14 protein-coding genes are annotated in these 18,152 nt (G+C 65.3%); 7 read left to right on the top strand and 7 right to left on the bottom strand.

The genetic code is table 11. The annotated features are described in order from the left end of the window. Nucleotides 1–6: 6 nt before the first annotated feature. The 3 genes from ACX80G_RS14465 (at nt 7) to ACX80G_RS14455 (ending at nt 3,628) form a co-directional block, all read left to right on the top strand. A complete protein-coding gene (locus tag ACX80G_RS14465; RefSeq protein ID WP_459308458.1) occupies nt 7–3,018 on the top strand; it encodes a bifunctional [glutamine synthetase] adenylyltransferase/[glutamine synthetase]-adenylyl-L-tyrosine phosphorylase in 3,012 nt (1,003 codons plus the stop codon). A gap of 145 nt (nt 3,019–3,163) precedes the next feature. Then, nucleotides 3,164–3,364: an AsnC family protein gene (locus ACX80G_RS14460; RefSeq protein ID WP_459308456.1), complete on the top strand. Its 201-nt coding sequence runs from the start codon at nt 3,164–3,166 to the stop codon at nt 3,362–3,364. Nucleotides 3,365–3,478: 114 nt separating this feature from the next. Next, the gene (locus ACX80G_RS14455) at nt 3,479–3,628 is read left to right on the top strand and encodes a hypothetical protein (protein WP_459308454.1); all 150 of its coding nucleotides are present in this window, start codon (nt 3,479–3,481) and stop codon (nt 3,626–3,628) included. A 69-nt stretch (nt 3,629–3,697) separates the two neighbouring features. Here the strand turns inward: ACX80G_RS14455 and glnA are convergent, their stop codons facing one another. Beyond that, nucleotides 3,698–5,122, bottom strand: coding sequence for a type I glutamate--ammonia ligase (glnA, locus tag ACX80G_RS14450; protein ID WP_459308452.1), 1,425 nt, complete (start codon nt 5,120–5,122; stop codon nt 3,698–3,700). Nucleotides 5,123–5,386: 264 nt separating this feature from the next. Between glnA and ACX80G_RS14445 the strand changes: the two genes are divergently transcribed. Together ACX80G_RS14445 and map are read left to right on the top strand one after the other, a co-directional pair. Further along, nucleotides 5,387–5,824 (top strand): RDD family protein, encoded by a 438-nt coding sequence (locus tag ACX80G_RS14445; protein ID WP_459308450.1) that lies wholly within the window; start codon nt 5,387–5,389, stop codon nt 5,822–5,824. 101 nt (nt 5,825–5,925) lie between these two features. Continuing rightward, nucleotides 5,926–6,696, top strand: coding sequence for a type I methionyl aminopeptidase (gene map / locus ACX80G_RS14440; RefSeq protein ID WP_459308448.1), 771 nt, complete (start codon nt 5,926–5,928; stop codon nt 6,694–6,696). A 97-nt stretch (nt 6,697–6,793) separates the two neighbouring features. On the opposite strand, the gene ACX80G_RS14435 is transcribed toward map, so the two are convergent. The 3 genes from ACX80G_RS14435 to lipB all read right to left on the bottom strand — a co-directional run bounded on the left by ACX80G_RS14435 (nt 6,794) and on the right by lipB (nt 9,361). Then, the gene (locus ACX80G_RS14435; protein WP_459308446.1) at nt 6,794–7,546 is read right to left on the bottom strand and encodes a DUF4191 domain-containing protein; all 753 of its coding nucleotides are present in this window, start codon (nt 7,544–7,546) and stop codon (nt 6,794–6,796) included. Between the two features lie 93 nt (nt 7,547–7,639). After that, nucleotides 7,640–8,644: a lipoyl synthase gene (lipA, locus tag ACX80G_RS14430; protein ID WP_459308444.1), complete on the bottom strand. Its 1,005-nt coding sequence runs from the start codon at nt 8,642–8,644 to the stop codon at nt 7,640–7,642. A gap of 3 nt (nt 8,645–8,647) precedes the next feature. Further along, nucleotides 8,648–9,361 carry a lipoyl(octanoyl) transferase LipB gene (lipB, locus tag ACX80G_RS14425; RefSeq protein ID WP_459308442.1) on the bottom strand — a complete coding sequence of 238 codons (714 nt, stop codon included), beginning with the start codon at nt 9,359–9,361 and terminating at the stop codon, nt 8,648–8,650. A gap of 109 nt (nt 9,362–9,470) precedes the next feature. Between lipB and ACX80G_RS14420 the strand changes: the two genes are divergently transcribed. After that, nucleotides 9,471–11,216 carry a serine/threonine-protein kinase gene (locus ACX80G_RS14420; protein ID WP_459308440.1) on the top strand — a complete coding sequence of 582 codons (1,746 nt, stop codon included), beginning with the start codon at nt 9,471–9,473 and terminating at the stop codon, nt 11,214–11,216. A gap of 10 nt (nt 11,217–11,226) precedes the next feature. On the opposite strand, the gene ACX80G_RS14415 is transcribed toward ACX80G_RS14420, so the two are convergent. Next, nucleotides 11,227–12,126 carry a TIGR01777 family oxidoreductase gene (locus ACX80G_RS14415; RefSeq protein ID WP_459308438.1) on the bottom strand — a complete coding sequence of 300 codons (900 nt, stop codon included), beginning with the start codon at nt 12,124–12,126 and terminating at the stop codon, nt 11,227–11,229. Nucleotides 12,127–12,244: 118 nt separating this feature from the next. Here ACX80G_RS14415 and ACX80G_RS14410 point away from each other — a divergent pair, with 118 nt between their 5' ends. Continuing rightward, nucleotides 12,245–15,763, top strand: coding sequence for a S41 family peptidase (locus ACX80G_RS14410; RefSeq protein WP_459308436.1), 3,519 nt, complete (start codon nt 12,245–12,247; stop codon nt 15,761–15,763). Between the two features lie 87 nt (nt 15,764–15,850). Here the strand turns inward: ACX80G_RS14410 and ACX80G_RS14405 are convergent, their stop codons facing one another. Both ACX80G_RS14405 and sucB read right to left on the bottom strand, forming a co-directional pair. Beyond that, entirely contained in the window at nt 15,851–16,282 is a 432-nt protein-coding gene (locus ACX80G_RS14405; RefSeq protein WP_459308434.1) for an OsmC family protein, read from the bottom strand. A 48-nt stretch (nt 16,283–16,330) separates the two neighbouring features. Then, nucleotides 16,331–18,100: a 2-oxoglutarate dehydrogenase, E2 component, dihydrolipoamide succinyltransferase gene (sucB, locus tag ACX80G_RS14400; RefSeq protein ID WP_459308432.1), complete on the bottom strand. Its 1,770-nt coding sequence runs from the start codon at nt 18,098–18,100 to the stop codon at nt 16,331–16,333. Nucleotides 18,101–18,152 lie beyond the last annotated feature (52 nt).

Genomic DNA, 18,152 nt, shown 5'->3' with positions numbered 1-18,152 from the left:
CCCGCGATGAGCCTGAACCGCCAACTCATCAGCCGTGGTTTCACCGACCTCGAGAAGAGCTCCCGTTTCCTGGCTGCGCCCGAGCTGGTGGGCATCCCGCAGGCGGCGCTGTTCGATGGGTTGGCCCGATCGGCCAACCCCGATCTGGCGTTGCAATCCCTGGTGCGGTTGCTGGCGGTCCGACCGGGCCTTGCCGCGGTGGTTGCGGACGGCGGCGCCAGCAGCGAGCCGCTATTCCGGTTGCTCGGCGCGTCCGAGGCGCTGGCCGAGTTCCTGATGAGGTGCCCGGAGCACCTCGACACCGTCAAGGTCTCCCCCAGCCGGACGCCCGGGGGAGTCTCCGCCGAGTCCCTACGGTCCTCCCTCCTCGAGTCGGTGGGCGCCGACCCGTCGTCGGGCACTCCCGTTGCCGGTCTCGGCGGCACCGCGGCGTACGCGCTGCTGCGGGCACGTTACCGGCGCCACCTGGTGGAACTTGCCGTCCGCGACCTGTGCTCGGCGTCGCCGGTCGACTACCTGCCGACCGTCGGCGAGGAACTGGCCGACCTCGCGGCGGCTGCGGTCGAAGCGGCGCTGGCCGTTTCCCGAGCCGAATTGGCGAACAGCTTCTCAGCCACCGACGTGTCATCCGTCCGCCTCGCGGTGATGGGGATGGGCAAGTGCGGTGCCGGTGAGCTGAACTACATTTCCGACGTCGACGTCATCTACGTGATCGAAGCGTCGGACCTTGCCGAGGATCTGGCGACCCGGATTGGTACAGCGCTGGCCACCGGGATTTCGCGGGCCATCTCCGCCAGCGGAGGTGAGCCCGGCCTGTGGGAAGTGGACGCCAACCTACGCCCGGAGGGGCGGGACGGCCCACTGGTGCGCACCCTCGATTCCCACCTGTCCTACTACGCGCGGTGGGCGCAAAGCTGGGAATTCCAGGCTCTGCTTAAGGCCCGTACCATTGCCGGCGACGCCGATCTGGGCCGCCGCTACGAGGAGTCAGTGGCGCCGCTGGTCTGGAACTCGTCCGAACGTGAGGGGTTTGTTGACTCCGTGCAGGCGATGCGCCGCCGGGTGACCGACAATATTCCGTCCCATGAGGCGGAGCGGCAGCTGAAGCTCGGCCCGGGCGGGCTCCGCGACGTAGAATTTACTGTTCAGCTGCTGCAGCTGGTGCACGGCAAAGCCGACGAATCGATCCGGATCCGCGACACCACCTCAGCCATCGCCGCGCTCAGCGCCGCCGGCTATATCGGCCGGACCGATGCCAAAGCGTTCGACGAGTCCTACCGGTATCTGCGCGTCCTTGAGCACCGGATTCAGCTCGTCAATATGCGCCGTACCCACCTGATGCCCGAGGGCGACGCGTCCCGGCGGGCCCTCGCCATGTCCTCCCAGGGGGCGCAGCTCACCACTCGCCCCGCCGCTGCTGCGCTGCTGGAGCAGTGGCAGCAGACCAAGCGGTTGGTGCGCGGGCTCCACGAGAACATCTTCTACCGTCCACTTCTCAATACTGCTGCGAATCTCAGCGTCGACGAGGTCAGGTTGACGCCCGAAGCGGCCCGCGCACGGCTAGCCGCGCTGGGTTACCTGGACCCGAAGGTGGCGATGCGCCACATCGAAGCGCTCACCTCGGGTCTCAGCAGGCGGTCCGCGCTGCAACGGAACCTTCTGCCGGTCCTCCTGGGCTGGTTGGCCGACGGGGTGGATCCCGACGCCGGGCTCCTGGGCTTCCGCCGTCTGAGCGAGGGCCTCGGGCAGACCCACTGGTACCTGGGTATGCTTCGAGACTCTAAAGCTGCGGCCGAGCGGCTCTGCCACATCCTCTCCAGCAGCCGCTTTATCGCGGACTTGCTGGAAGTCTCACCCGAGTCGACCAAGTGGCTGGGCAATGACAGAGACCTGCTTCCAGTCGACTTCGAGGCCCAGTGGGGTGAGATCCAGTCGAAGATGTCGCGTCACCCTCAACCACGCGAGGCGATGCGCCTGATCCGGCTCATTCGTCGTCGTGAGCTGCTGCGCATTGCTATTGCCGACAGTTCAGGGCTGCTGGATCAGGCGGCGGTGGGCGCCGCCCTTTCCGCCACCGACCGCGCCGCCATCCTCGGCGCACTGCATGTGGCCGAGGGCGCGATCTTCGCGAATGAGAAGCAGTTGACCGACGTCGTCGTCGTCGCGATGGGGCGGCAGGGCGGCCGTGAGATCACTTATGGGTCGGACGCTGACATAATGTACGTGCACCGGGCACGTCAGGGGGCCGACGAGTCGGCAGCGCAAAACCAGGCGGAGCGGATTGTCAGCCAGCTCTCTGCCCTGCTGCAGCAACCCTGCTCACCCGCCATCCAGGCGGAGCGGGTGCTAGAGGTCGACGCCGACCTGCGCCCGGAGGGCAAACAGGGGCCGATGGTGAGATCCCTTGAGTCGTTCCGCGAGTATTACCGGCGCTGGTCCCTAGTCTGGGAGTCGCAGGCGCTCCTGCGCGCGCTGCCCGTGGCAGGGAGCGACGACCTGGCCGCAGCGTTCACCGAGCTGATTGACCCGATCCGGTATCCCGAGGAACTGTCCGGCCAGAGTCTGCGCGAGATCCGCCGTTTGAAGGCGCGGATGGAGTCGGAGCGCCTTCCTCGCGGTGCCGACCCGTCGCGCCACCTCAAACTCGGTCGGGGCGGGCTCAGCGACGTCGAGTGGCTGGTGCAACTGCTGCAACTGCAGCATGCTCACGCGAACCCTGATCTGAAGACCACCTCGACCCTCGCGGCCATGGATGCCATCGAGGCCGCCGAGCTTCTGCCCGCCTCTGATGTGCAGACCCTACGGCGCAGCTGGTGCCTGTCGAGCAGGGTGCGGGCAGCCAATGTGATCTGGAGCGGTAGGGCATCGGATCTGCTGCCGTCCTCGCGGCGCGACCTTGAAGCGGTGGCCCGCTGGTGCGGGTACGGGCCCGGAATGGGCGCGCGGCTGGAGGAGGACTACCTGCGGATCACCCGCCGTAGCCGTGCCATCTTCGAGCGGTCGTTTTACGGCTACTAGCAGCACACCTGCCCGCCAGGACTGCCCGTTCGGTAGGCATAAACGTTCATGCCCAGTAGCTAGCTCGCCCACTGGGCACCGGTGTAAGGTTTCTCTTGCCTCGCACCCCAACGTCAACTAGGGTTGACGGATGGAGGTGGAACGCATGAAGACACTCGTCGGATTGCTCGACGACGGCGGGCCGGTCAACCGGCTGCAGGCCGTCAGTGAGCTACGCAAGGAACTCGGCCGGGCCGAGACTGCTGCCGTCCGGCAGGCACGCCAGGCAGGGCTGTCCTGGGAGGCCATCGCCCAGGCGCTCGGGGTGACCCGTCAGGCCGTACACAAGAAGTACGGGAGGACGTAAACCATGTGAGCCGCGACACGCCCCAGGATTCATCGAGGGAGCTTGCACAGTTGCACCAGCATCTGCCGTTACCTTTTGATATCAGGTAGGAACCGTTCAGGGAGGATGCTCGTGATGACGAACAACAGTGCAATGACGCAAGTTGGTGGTCGGTCACTACTCGCTGTGGTCGGGGCGATCGGTGTTGAGGCCGCCATGAGGGTCAGTACAGCGGTGCGGGACGCCATCATGGTGCTCACCTCGTTGGACGAAGCATCCTACTGACCTGCTGCTGATCCACCACAAAAGAAAGACCCGCACGGTGATCCGTGCGGGTCTTCTGTCATTTAGAGACTAGACGCCGTAGTACAGCTCGAACTCGTAAGGGTTCGGCCGCAATGACAGCGGGATGATCTCGAATTCGCGCTTGTAGTCGATCCAGGTGTCGATCAGGTCCTGGGTGAAGACGCCGCCGGCCTGCAGGAACTCGTTGTCGGCCTCGAGGGCGAGCAGAGCTTCCTCCAGCGAACCTGGAGCCTTCTGGATATCTTTGGCTTCCTCCGCGGGAAGCTCGTAGAGGTCCTTGTCGATCGGGTCAGCTGGCTCGATCCGGTTCTTGATGCCGTCGAGGCCGGCCATCAGCTGGGCCGCGAACGCCAGGTACGGGTTGGAGGAGGGGTCTGGCGCGCGGAACTCGATGCGCTTTGCCTTCGGGTTGGAGCCCGTGATCGGGATCCGGATGCCGGCTGAGCGGTTGCCCTGCGAGTACACCATATTGACCGGGGCTTCGAAGCCCTTGACCAGACGACGGTAGGAGTTAACCGTCGGGTTGGTAAACGCGAGGACCGCCGAGGCGTGCTTCAGCAGGCCGCCGATGTACCAGCGTGCCATGTCGGACAGTCCTGCGTAACCGCGCTCATCGTAGAACAGCGGCTCGCCCGCACTCCACAGCGACTGGTGGCAGTGCATGCCCGAGCCGTTGTCTCCGAAGACTGGCTTCGGCATGAACGTTGCCGATTTGCCCCACGCATCGGACACGTTCTTGACGATGTACTTGAACTTCTGCAGGTCATCAGCAGCATGCGTCATGGTGGTGAACTTGTAATTGATCTCTGCCTGGCCGGCGCTACCTACCTCGTGGTGGGACCGCTCAACCTCAAGGCCAGCGTTGTCCAGCTCGACACAGATCGCGTCACGGAGGTCGGCCTGCTTGTCGACGGGGGAGACAGGGAAGTAGCCGCCCTTGAACGGGGTCTTGTTGCCAAGGTTCCCGCCCGCTTCTTCGCGGCCGCTGTTCCAGGGTGCCTCAATTGAGTCGACCTTGTAGAAGCTGCCCTGCGGCAGGGACTCGTACTGCACGTTGTCAAAGATGTAGAACTCGGCTTCCGGCGCGAAGAACGCGGTATCGGCGATGCCGGTGGAGCTCAGGTACGCCTCGGCGCGTTCTGCCACACCCCGCGGGTCACGGTGGTAGGGATCGCCGGTCCGAGGATTCACAATCGAGAAGCTCAGCGCAAGCGTCTTCTCCATGCGGAAGGGATCAATGAACGCAGTAGTGACGTCCGGAATCAGCTGCATGTCCGACTCGGCAATTCCCTGGAAGCCGCGGATCGACGAACCGTCGAACAGCTGGCCGTTGACAAAGAAGTCTGCATCGACCGACTTTGCCGGAACGTTGAAGTGCTGCTGCACTCCGGGAAGATCGGTGAATCGGACGTCGACAAACTTCACGTCTTCGTCAGCGATGAACTTGAGGACTTCGTCCGCATTCTTGAACATCGTTTATGCTCCTAACGCATGTGGGGGGGTAACGACCGGGGGCAGATTAGAGGCCTTATGCGCCGCCGCCGCAATGGTTACAACTGTAGGAGTTTGCAGTTTCCCACTGGTGTCACGATTGTTTCCGGCACGTTACTTAATGGATGGTCGGGGACTGGAGGCTCTTTCAGCCTAGCGTGATTTAGCCCGGCGGGTCGGAGGGCGACGCGGGCGACGACGACGACGACGCGCAGTCGGCCCGGGCGAACGCGTTAAGATTGGATTGTGGTAGACAGAAACGACATCGGTTCATGGCTCGGCGGTACACCGGCTGATAGTTCCAACTACTGGCCGGGCCAGGGGATGGGCCGACCCAAGGATGGTCCGGCGGCGATCGCCCGGCCGGGGCGCCGAATCGTTGCCCTGCTGATCGATTGGGCTCTCGCGTCGCTGATGTCCTACGGATTCCTCGACTACAACAGCTTCGCCACGCTGGGCATCTTTGCCGTGATGCAGCTCCTACTGGTGGGCTTCTTCGGCTACAGCATCGGCCACCGAATGGCGGGAATGCAAGTACAGACCGTCGCAGGCCGTCCCGCCGGTTACGCAAAAGCGCTGGTCCGCACCCTTCTAATCTGCCTCGTGATTCCGGCAGTGATTGTCGACCGCGATCAACGTGGCGTCCACGACCGCGCCGTGAACACCGTCCTGGTCCGCATCTAACCAGAACCTGGCACCTCATCATGGGACAGCGCTGCGTCGTCGGCTGACCCGGATATTCGCTGACTGCACAATGACACTGACTGCACCATGAGAGACACCGAATGATCGAGATCCTGAACGCAACCGAACTGATCCGGGCCAAAGACACCGGCGCGCTGGTGGCCACCATCCTGCAGACGGTGAAGAGCCGCTGCACGATCGGCACCAACCTTCTGGACATCAACGCCTGGACGAAGACGATGATCACCGACGCCGGAGCGGAGTCCTGCTACGTCGACTACGCGCCCTCGTTTGGCCGCGGACCGTTTGGTCACTACATCTGCACGGCCGTCAACGATGCGGTGCTCCACGGGCTGCCCCATGACTATGCCCTGGCCGACGGCGACCTGCTCACGCTCGATCTCGCCGTCTCCAAGCGCGGCATCGCCGCTGACTCGGCCATCAGTTTCATCGTGGGGGATTCGGAGCCGACGGAGAGCGTGGAAATGATCCTCGCCACCGAACGCGCTCTCGCCTCAGCCATCGCCACGGCCGGCCCCGGAGTGAAAATCGGGGATATTTCCTATGCCATCGGCAGGGTTCTCACCGACGCGGGGTATCCGATCAATACCGAGTTCGGCGGTCACGGCATCGGATCGACCATGCACCAGGAACCACATGTCCCAAATATGGGGAGACCAGGCCGCGGCTATGTGCTCCGGCCCGGACTGCTTCTGGCGCTGGAGCCGTGGGTCATGGTGGACACCGCCAAGCTCGTCACGGACCCCGACGGCTGGACCCTCAGGAGCGCCACCGGTTGTCGGACGGCCCACAGTGAGCACACCATCGCCATCACCGACGACGGCGCCGAGATTCTCACTCTGCCGGGCTAGACGAATCTATCGAACCGGAAATACCTGCAGACATAAAAAAGCCGACCCTAGTCCGAAGGAAAAGCTCCCGGGACTAAAGCCGGCTTTCACGTTTTGCTTAGCGGCCGCGCATTGCCTTGCGGTCCGGGCGTGCCTTGAACGGGTCGATGCCCTTCGGGATCGGCAGCTTGGTTCCTAGGGCAGTAAGCCGCTTGTTCACGGCCTGGACTTCCTGCTTGGTGAGATTCTTCTTGAGCTTCTGGGCCTTCTTGGCCACTTGGGCCAGAGGAACCTGTCCTTCGCCGCGCCCGGCCTCAATAACGTGCACCTTCACGTTGGGGACGATTCTGGCCATCTTGCGGCGTTCGGCCTCAGCCAGCGGCTTGACCCGGGCCGACGGACCCTCGGTCACGAGGACGATACCTGGCCGGCCAATGGCGCGGAACACCGCGTCCTGCGAACGGGGGTTCATCGCGACTGGCTGGTCCTGAAGGATCCACCCGCGCCGCAGTACACTCAGCGCAGCGCCTGCCGCGCCTGCCTGGCCCTCGATCTGGGAGAACGCTGCCCGCTCGGCTCGCCGGGAGAGGATGAAGACCGCTGCAAGGAAGCCCAGTGGGATGGCGATGATCAGCATGGTGATCCAGTTTTGGATCAGGAATCCGATCACCAAGCCGACGGCGACAATCGACAGGAAGGCCAGCAGCATGATCCACACGACGTTGGGATCGTTCCGCCGGGTCATTTTGAAGACCTCGGAGATCTGCTTCATCCGCCCGGTTTTCTTCGGCCCCTTCTCTGGCTTTGGCTTTCGGGAGAAGAGGCGCCGCTTAGGGGTGGATGATCCGTCTGATTCAGTGCTGTTGGCCATAGTGACTCAATTCTACGTGATCCGGGATGTCGGGCGGACGTGCGGAAACCACCCTGGTCGGTCGATCAAGGCGGTCCCGAACCGACCGAAGGGTTAGCCGGTTGGTGCGAGGCTCGACGCTTCTTGGAGCGTCGAGCCGGAATCCTCGATGTGCGCCAGTGCGGGCGGCAACTCGAGGCCCTTCTTGCGCATGGCGCGCGCCCAGAGCCTGCCGGCACGGTAGGACGAACGCACCAGAGGTCCGCTCATGACGCCCAGAAAACCAATCTCCTCTGCCTCTTCCCGGAGTTCGACGAACTCCTGGGGCTTCACCCAACGGTCCACTGGGAGGTGGCGTTCGCTGGGTCGCAGGTACTGGTTGATGGTGATCAGGTCGCACCCGGCGTCGTGCAGGTCCCGCATGGCCTCGGAAATTTCCTGTCGGGTTTCGCCCATGCCGAGGATCAGGTTGGATTTGGTCACCATGCCGAGGTCCCGGCCCTGGGTGACGACATCGAGGGACCGTTCATAGCGGAAAGCGGGGCGGATGCGCTTGAAGATGCGCGGGACCGTCTCAACGTTGTGGGCGAAGACCTCCGGCGCAGCATCGCAGATGGCCTTGATGTGCTCTGGCTTACCCGAGAAGTCGGGGATCAGGATTTCGACGCCGGTGCCCGGGTTCATGCTGTGGATCTGGCGAATTGTCTCCGCGTATAGCCAGACGCCCTCATCGGCGAGGTCATCACGGGCGACGCCGGTCACCGTGGCATAGCGCAGATTCATTGACTGTACCGACTGCGCTACCTTAAACGGTTCGCTCCGGTCCAGCGGCTGGGGCTTGCCGGTATCAATCTGGCAGAAGTCACAGCGGCGGGTGCACTCGGAGCCGCCGATCAGGAAGGTAGCCTCCCGGTCTTCCCAGCACTCGAAAATATTGGGACAGCCAGCCTCCTCACAGACAGTGTGAAGGCCCTCCTTCTTCACCAGGTTCTTCATGGCCACGAATTCGGGGCCGATGTTCACCTTCGCTTTGATCCAGTCGGGTTTACGATCCACCGGGATCTCGGCGTTTCTCGCCTCGATGCGGAGAAGGCGGCGTCCTTCGGGGGCCAGGCTCACAGGTTATGCTCCTTCCGGCCGGATACCGGCTGGGTTGACTGTGTTTGCCGGGCGGACATCCTCTGCCGCCCCGGCAACCAGTGATGATTCATTCTTGCGCAGTTCTTCTTCAATCCGCGAAACGATGTCCGACGGCGTCACCGTGCGGCCCGTTTCAGCCGAGATGGTGGTCACCCCAGCATCAGAGATACCGCACGGCACAATCTGGGTGAAGGGCATCAGATCGTTGCTGCAGTTCACCGCGAATCCGTGCATAGTGACCCGCCGGTTGATGCGGATCCCGATGGCAGCAATCTTGCGGTCGGGTCCGCGTTCGTCGGCAGCGACCCAGACCCCCGACCTGCCGTCGATCCGGACCCCCGAGACCCCATAGTCCCGAAGGACGGCGATGATCACATCTTCGAGGATGGCCACGTACCCGGTGACCCGCGTCGGCTCGGGAAGGGCCAGGACGGGGTACCCCACCAGCTGGCCGGGTCCGTGCCAGGTGAGTTTCCCGCCACGATCAACCGGGACAACAGGCGTTCCGTCGAAGGGCCGTTCATGGTCTTCGGTTCGCCGCCCTGCCGTGTACACGGCCTCGTGTTCCAGCAGGAGGACGGTGCTGGGGGTAGTCCCTGCGACAACGCCGGCGTGCAGCTCGCGTTGCAGATCCCACCCGGCCCCATAGTCGACAAAATCCGGGTCCAGCCCAACCCGCGAGTACTGAAGTGTCATGGATCAAGGGTAGACCTGCGGGAGGTCATCGCTGACACCAACGGCGCCGTGCCCGCGGTCCTTGTGGATAACTTCTGCGGGATCTTTGGCGATCCGCTACAACTGGTGCATGGACAGCACACCTGCCGGCATCGGAGCCCAGCACGTCCCGGACCCTGCTCCGCCAGTGCTGCACGGCTATCATAATGAACGTCTGCTGGGGCGCGGGGGAAGCGCCAGCGTCTGGCTGATCCGGAACGCCGCGGGGGAAGCTTTCGCCCTGAAGGTCATCGACCCGGCCACCGACGTCCACATCGACCCGGCCACCGACGTCCACCTCGATGCGGACGCCCTCCGGCGGGAGGAACGGTTTCTTGCGCGGTTCCGCCACGACCACCTGCTCGCGGTGCACGATCTGGTGGCCACCGAGCAGGGCACGGCGCTGAGGATGGAGTACGCAGCGGGCGGATCCCTACTCCACCTCATCTCGGTACGGGGACCACTGCCGCCGGGGGAGGTGGTGACAGTGCTGACGCCCATGGCCCAGGTCCTCGCCTACCTGCACGATGAGGGAGCCGCACACGGCGACGTCTCTCCCGGCAACATTGTGTTCACTGAGCTGGGCAAGCCGCTGCTGGCGGACTTCGGGATTGGCCGCCTCCTCGGAGAGGGAGGCCGCTCCGCCGGCGGGACCCCCGGGTTTCACGAGGGTTCCCCCGATCCTGACCGCTTGAACACCGAAGCGGACATTTATGCGCTGGCAGCTGTCGGTTGGTTCGCTCTCACCGGCAGGGTCCCGGGACCAGCGATGCAGCGGCCGCCGCTTTCCCTGCTGGTGCCGGAGACGCCTGCCGAGCTTCTCGACCTCATCAACTGGGGCCTGGACGGTGACCCGGCGGCCCGGCCCGGAGCCCATGAGTTCGCGCGGGCGGTGCAGCGCACGGCCCAGGCCGAGCCGCTGGACCTGGTGGCGGCAGTCCACCCGGAGGTGCTGCCTAACCTCAGGACGCGCCGGTCCTATCCTGATGAAACAGCAACGAGGCCCGGACGACGTCGCCGGCGAGGTGCCCGACGCCTGGCCGATCCCCGACTTGGCCGGCGCCATTCCGCAACGCGGGAAGCCCGTCTGCGGACGATGGGGAACCGCGCTACGGGGAACCGTGCTGGTGCCGTCCGCTCCGTTAGCATCCGCGCTGTTGGTGTGGCAGGACTGGCAGCCGCTGTTCTCACCCTGATCGGACTGCTGATCTCCGGGGTGCTGGGCGTTGCGCCTGCGCTGCTCGGTGGAGGGGTGTACGCCGTCCTACCACCCTCGACAGCGGCCCCTCCCGGCTCCACACCTCCCGGCTCCACCCCGGCGCGGGAACTGCCTCCTGCGGCTGCTGTACCCACCGAGCTGGGCGGCCGCGCTGTCGACGGAGTGCCCGCCGAGGTCCTCGCGGGGACGGATCCGCGCGCCGTCCTGCCCTACCTGTCGAAGGTCAGGGAGCATGCCTACGAAACCGCCGATCCGGCACTGTTGCAGCTGGTCAACGTGAGGGGATCGACGGCGATGGCCGCCGATAGCCAGGCCGTTGCGGAGTTGGCAAGTCGGGGGCACATTCTGGCCGGGCTCACGATAGAACTCACGGACGTCGCGCCAGCCACCTCTCCGGGCCCCGCGGGCAACCCCGAAACCGGCTGGGGGGACGATGCCGCAGCTACCGCAGTCCTCATAGCGACAGCAACGACGTCGGGGTACACCGAGGTCGTTGCCGGTGGGACGCAGCCCGGCAACGTGGAGCAGACCCAGTCCTCCCCAGTCACCCAGCAACTCTTTTTCGTTCTGGAACAGGAGGATGGCAGGTGGCGGATTCGCGCGGTCCACGAACCCTAGGCGCCGGGTGCTAGGTGTCCCGGGATTCGCCCACCCATCTAGCCAGGTCGTCGAGGGACTCGTGACGGAACTCGAACCCGGCCCGCTTGAGCACCGTGGGGTCGAGCCGGGCGCTGGGCAGCAACAGTTCGCGGGCCAGCTGTCCCAGAACAGTGGTCAACACCCACTCGGGCACCCTGAGCCGGGTGGGGCGATTGAGCGCCGCGCCGAGGGCCACCGTCAGATCCGTCACCGTGGCGGGGGAGGGGGAGGAGATATTGACTGGGCCACTGACCTCGGCGTCGAGCAGGAAAGCCATCGCGCGGACCTGGTCATCAAGGGTCACCCATGGCCACCATTGGTCACCGGAACCCAGGGGCCCGCCAACGAAGAACTTCAGTGGCAGCAACAGTTTGGGCAGCGCGCCGCCGCTGGCGGACATCACCACGCCGGTGCGCATTAGGACCGTGCGCACCGACGACGGAGCGCGGAGCGCCTCAGCTTCCCACCGCCGGCAAATATCGGAGAGGAGGAGCTCACCGGATTCAGCGCTCTCCGGCAACACCTCTGATCCGCGGTCCCCGTAAAACCCTGACGCTGACTGGCTCAGGAACGTTGCCGGCGGTGCTGCCGCACGGCGCATGCTGTCCACCAGTGTCCGGGTCGCCGTCAGCCGGGATGAGTAGAGGGTCTCCTTGTATCCGCGGGTCCAGGGCGCCCCGGCAATTCCTGCCCCCGACAGGTTGACGACCGCGTCGGTGGCGTCCATGATCGCCGGATCCAGCCGACCGCTTGTCGGGTCCCACTGGATCTCATCAGGTCCCGACGGCGTGCGGCGGACCAGTCGCTTCACCTGATGCGTGCCCGGGTTGAGCTGCTTGACGAAGGCCTTGCCAATGGTTCCGGAGGCACCGGAGATCAGAATTCTCATACCCCTATCCCACCACTCGGACGGGCCGGATGGGAACAACTTACTCCCGTGGCGCTGCAACGTTTGGCCGCGGCTGCCCTGCGCCGCCGCCGGGTGGGTCTGTGGCTATGATCGACTGATGGGTTCCTCACACTACTTACGCTTTCCGCATGTCCACGGTGACCTGCTCACTTTCGTAGCCGAAAACGATGTCTGGGTTGCGCCAGTATCCGGGGGACGCGCGTGGCGGATCTCGGCCATGCAGTTGCCTGCACGTGGCCCCCGGTTCTCACCTGATGGGTCGACCATCGCCTGGGCCGTCACCCAGGCAGGTGCGCCGGAAGTGGTGGCTGCCGACACCGAGGGCGGGAACTTCCGCCGCCTGACCTACTGGGGGCACCAAAGCACTAAGGTCCGCGGATTTACCGCCGACGGCGAGGTGATAGCCACCAGCGCCTTCCGGCATGAGGACCCCCGCCACGCCTGGGGCTACCGGGTTCCGCTGGATGGCTCAGCCCAGACGGCTTTCCCCTACGGCCCGCTCGATGCGATCGTGCACGGCCCGGCGGTCGGCGACGAGCGGCCCCTCGTCATCTCCAGCGTGCTCACCCGCGAGCCCGCCTGGTGGAAGCGATACCGGGGCGGCACGGCCGGGAAGCTGTGGATGGACGCCGACGGGTCGGGGGACTTCACCCGTTTCCTCCCAGAGCTCGACGGTAACCTTGCCGACCCCATGTGGATCAACAACCGTCTCGCCTTCCTGTCCGACCACGAAGGTTACGGAAATCTGTACTCGGTGACGCCACAGGGCGGGGACCTGCAGCGCCACACCGACCACGAGGACTTCTACGTACGGCACGCCACCTCTGATGGCACCCGAATCGTGTACGAATCCGCCGGATCCCTTTGGCTCATGACCTCGCACGACGCCGAGCCGGTCAAGGTGGACATCTCACTCGGGTCAGCTTCGACCGGACGCCGTCCCCAGCCCCTGAATGTGGTTAGGCACCTCACCGCGGTCACCCCGGTAGCGTCCGGTGTAGCCAGCGTCGTGGAGAGCCATGGCACCCTGCACTGGCTGACCCACCGGGATGGACCGTCGAGGGTGGTGGAGGCCACCGCTGGAGTCCGCGCCCGGCTCGGGCGGCCTCTCGGCGTTGACCGCGTGGCTTACATCGCCGACCGTGATGGAGAGGAGGCTCTGTTCATCAGCAACGTCTTTGAGCCGCGTGTCCACCCCGGCCCGGTCGGGGGGAGCCAGCCCGGTGGCGTCCGGGCGGCGGCCCGCGGTCCGGGCTCGCCAATCCATGGGGAGCCCGTCCTGCCGGCGCCCGTTCCCGCGGTCAGTACGCCCGACGACCCGGCCCAGCCGGTCCCCGACGCCCACCTGGGTTCCGGCCCGGACTCATCCCGTGAGGGTGAGCGGCAAAGCGCGCCAGCCGAAGACATCGTGGTGGCCCAGGACAGCGCGGTCGGCGCCGGAGTCTCCCGCTGGGCGTTCGACGGACCCTTCAGGACCAGCAACCTCACCACCAGCCCAGACGGGACGCGCGTGGCAGTCGCTGGCGAGAAGGGAGAGATCCTGGTACTGGAGGTGGCCACCGGCGCACTGTTCACCCTTGCCTCCACCCACCACGGTGCGGTCGACGATTTAGCCTTCTCACCGGATTCCCGGTGGCTGACCTGGGCAGAACCGGTGACGGGTGAGGGTGCGCGGACCCGCGTCCGGATGGCCCAGGCAGAGTCCGGCGCCGAGGTCCTCGATGTGACTGACGGACGGTTCCGCGACCATTCACCGGTGTTCACCCGGGATGGCCGCTTCCTGGCGTTTCTGTCGGACCGAAGCTTCGATCCGGTCTATGACACCCACCGTTTTGACCTCAGTTTCCCTGTCTCCACCAAGCCGTACCTGGTGGCCCTTGCCGCTGACACACCGTCGCCGTTCGGTCCGTCAGTACACCCGGCCGGCTCGGCCTCGCCCTCCACGACCTCCACGTCCTCCGCGGACGCTGACGAGACCAACCAGCCAGTCGTCGTCGACCCGGACCGTCTCGCCGAACGGATCATCGCCGTTCCCGTGCCGCAGGGCGGATACGAAGGACTGCGCGCCGTCGACGGCGCGCTGCTGTGGACAGCAATGGACCGTGTCGGCGTGACCGGCGACGGTCGGGCCACGACCACAGCCAAGGACCCGGCGAAGAGGCTGGAACGCTTTGACCTCGCCAAGCGTGACACGGAGACGCTGGTGGCGGAGGTGGACAGCTTTGAGGTGAGCGGCGACGGAGCGAAAGCAGTCTTGATCCACGCTGGAAAGGTGACAGCCGTGCCCACCAGGGGCAAGGTGGACAAGGAATCACCGGACTTCGTTGAGGTTGATCTGGGTCGGATCCGCGTGCTGCTTGACCCAGTCAGCGTGTGGCGGCAGGCCTTTGACGAAACCTGGCGGCTGCAGCGCGACTTTTTCTGGGCCGAAGACATGGGCGGCCTCGACTGGCCGGCCATCCGCGACCGGTACCGGCCCCTGGTGGAGCGGCTCGGGTCGCACGATGACCTGGTGGATGTGCTCTGGGAGGTGCAGGGGGAGCTGGGGACCTCCCACGCGTATGTGACGCCCATGCTCTTCGGCGAACCGGGGACCGGTGCCCAGGGTTTCCTGGGTGCGGAGCTGGCCCCATCGGCCGACGGCTGGGTAGTGAAGCGGATCTTCGCCGGTGAGTCCTCGGACCCGCAGGCAGTCTCCCCGCTGACCGCGCCGGGCGTGGCGGTAGCCGTTGGCGACATCATTGCCGCTGTGGACGGGGTGCCGGTGCCGTTGGCTCACGGTCCGGCGGTCCTGCTCACCGGTGCCGCCGGGAAGACCGTCGAACTGACGGTGGTCCGGCCGGCCGGGGATGACACGGATGACGGCGGATCGTCGGTCAGGCGGGTCGCCGTGGTGCCGCTGCGCAGCGAGGAACGCCTGCGGTACCAGAACTGGGTCAACGCCAACCGGGCGATCGTTCATCAAGCGTCAGGGGGGACCTTCGGGTACCTGCACGTGCCGGACATGGTGGCGCGCGGCTGGGCCCAGCTGCACCGCGATCTGGACCGGGAAACCGCCCGCGACGGGCTCGTCGTCGATGTCCGCCGCAACCGCGGCGGCCACACCTCGCAGCTCGTCGCGGAGCTCATCGGCCGGAAAGTCACCGCCTGGTCCTTTCCCCGCGGTGAGCAGCCCGGCACCTACCCGGCCCATGCTCCCCGCGGACCAGTGGTCATCCTGACCGACGAGTTCGCCGGATCCGACGGCGACATCATCACCCAGGTCGCCAAACTCAGGGGGATCGGCCCGGTCATTGGGACGCGCACCTGGGGCGGCGTCATCGGGATCGACGGCAGGTTCTCGCTCGCCGACGGTACGGCGGTAACCCAGCCGCGGTACGCGTTCTGGATGACGGGCGGCGTCGAATGGGGTGTGGAGAACTATGGGGTGGATCCTGACATTGAGGTACCGTTCCCGCCGCACGCCTACGCCGCAGGGGAGGACCCCCAGCTCGAACAGGGCGTCGCTATCCTGCGCGAAATGATCGCCGAGCTGCCCACCGATGTGCCACCGGAGCGCGCGAATCACCCCCGGCTCAATCCGGGCCCCCTGCCTGCACGACCCGCCAGGGCCTAGAGCCACAGGGCAGGTCAATGCGTTCCACACGACAAAGGCGGCCATTCGGTGAGAACCGAATGGCCGCCTTTTTCGTGCTTCCGAGCGTTACGCCTGCAGGGTTGCCTCAAGAGAGATGCTCTTGACGCCGGCCAGCGCCTGGGAGACAGGGCAGCCGACCTTGGCGGACTCGGCGATGCGCTGGAAGTCGGCTTCCTCGATGCCAGGAATCACAGCCTTGAGGATCAGCCGGATGGCGGTGATTCCTTCACCGGGCACGAAATCGACCTCGGCTTTGGTCTCGATCCGGTCGGCGGTCTTGCCTTCCTCGCTGAGCGCCAGGCTGAATGCCATGGAGAAGCAGGAGGAGTGGGCGGCGGCGATCAGCTCTTCAGGGCTGGTCTTGCCTCCCGCCTCTTCCGAGCGGGCTTTCCAGGTGACGTCATAGGTACCCAGGCCGGACGAGTCGAGACTGACCTGTCCGGTTCCGGACTGCAGGTTGCCGCTCCAGACGGTGTGGGCATTACGAACTGTAGCCATAACTGATTCTCCTTTGTGGGTGATTGCTGACCTCGGCGTTGGTGTTGGTCACAGACCGAGATCCGATTCGAACGCTCCGGCTTCGAGGCGCGCCTTCAGCGACTGCAGGAAGCGGCCGGCGTCGGCGCCGTCCACCAGACGGTGGTCGTAGCTCAGGCTGAGGTACATCATCGAGCGGATCGCAATGGTGTCTTCACCGTTGGCGGTCACCACGACAGGGCGCTTCACAATCGCACCGGTGCCCAGGATGCCGACTTGGGGCTGGTTGATGATCGGGGTGTCGAACAAGGCGCCTACCGAGCCGATGTTCGTGATGGTAAAGGTACCGCCGGACAGCTCGTCCGGTCCGATCTTGCCGCTGCGGGTCCGGGATCCGACGTCGGCGATTTTCTTGGCCAGACCAGCCAGGTTCAGATTCCCGGCGTCGCTGATCACCGGAACCAGGAGGCCTTTTTCGGTGTCTACAGCGATCGCAAGGTGCTCGGCGTCGTGGTAGGTGATTTCCTTGGCCTCCTCATCGAACGAGGCGTTCAGCTTGGGGTGCTGCTTGAGCGCCTCGGTCACTGCCTTGGAAATGAAGGGCAGGAACGTGAGCTTGGCGCCGTTCTGGGCCTGGAAGTTGTCCTTGGCGGAGGTGCGCAGGCGAGCCACCTTGCTCATGTCCACTTCGATGACCTGGGTCAGCTGGGCTGAGATTTCCAGTGACTCGCGCATGCGACGGGCGATGGTCTGCCGGATACGTGGGGCCTTCTCGACAGTTCCGCGAAGCTTGGCTGCCTCAGCGGATGGCTCTGCCGGTGCTGCGGACGCTGCGGGTGCTGGAGCTGGCTCGGCTGTCTTCTTCGCAGCCTCGGCGGCTTCGAGAACATCCTGCTTGCGGATCCGCCCACCAACGCCGGTGCCCTTGACTGACTGCAGATCGACGCCCTGGTCTTTCGCGAGACGACGGACCAGGGGAGTGACATAGGCCGCGTCTGAGCCGCCTGACTTGTCCTCGGCTGGCTTCTGCTCGGCTGGTTTCTCCTCAGCCTTTGGGGTGGCGGGCTTGGCTTCTTCCTTGGGAGCCGGCGTTTCGTCCTTCGCCGGGGGCTCATCGGTGTTGGCCGGCTTGGCGACCGGCTCTTCGCGTTCCTCTGATGGAGCAGCGGCTACTGGCTCCGCGCCGCCTTCAGCCTTTGCCGGAGCCGAGCCGCCGGATCCGATGACTGCCAGAACGGCGCCAACCTCGGCGGTCTCGTCCTCGGCCACGAGGATCTCCAGCAACTTCCCGGCAACCGGGGAGGGGATCTCGGTATCAACCTTGTCGGTGGACACCTCCAGCAGCGGCTCGTCCACCTCGACGTCATCGCCGACGGCCTTCAACCAGCGGGTAACGGTGCCTTCGGTGACGCTCTCGCCCAGGGCGGGAAGCGTGACCTCGGTGCTGTCGCCGCCCGCCGATTCGTCAGAGGACTCGTCCGTGGCGGGCTCGGGCGCCTTCTCCTCGGGCTCAGCCTCGGCGGAGGGTTCTTCAGCGGCCGGTTCCTCGGTCTCTGCTGCCTTCTCGTCGGAGGCGTCCCCTGAAGAGTCTGAATCGCCGGAGCCGTCGCCGATGCGCACAAGCGGCGCCCCTACTTCTGCGGTCTCGTCCTCGGCAACCAGGATTTCTTCGATGACCCCGGCGATTGGCGAGGGGATTTCCGTGTCGACTTTGTCGGTGGACACCTCGAGCAGGGGCTCGTCAACCTCCACGCGGTCGCCAACCGCTTTCAGCCAGCGCGTGACGGTGCCTTCGGTAACGCTTTCGCCGAGGGCGGGTAAGTTGACGGATTCAGACATAGTGTCCCCGTTTCTCCTAATTAGTTCTTGCCTCACGGTGCCGAATCCCTGG

The organism is Arthrobacter glycogeni, from assembly GCF_054510815.1.
This window is presented reverse-complemented; position numbering and strand designations above follow the sequence as displayed.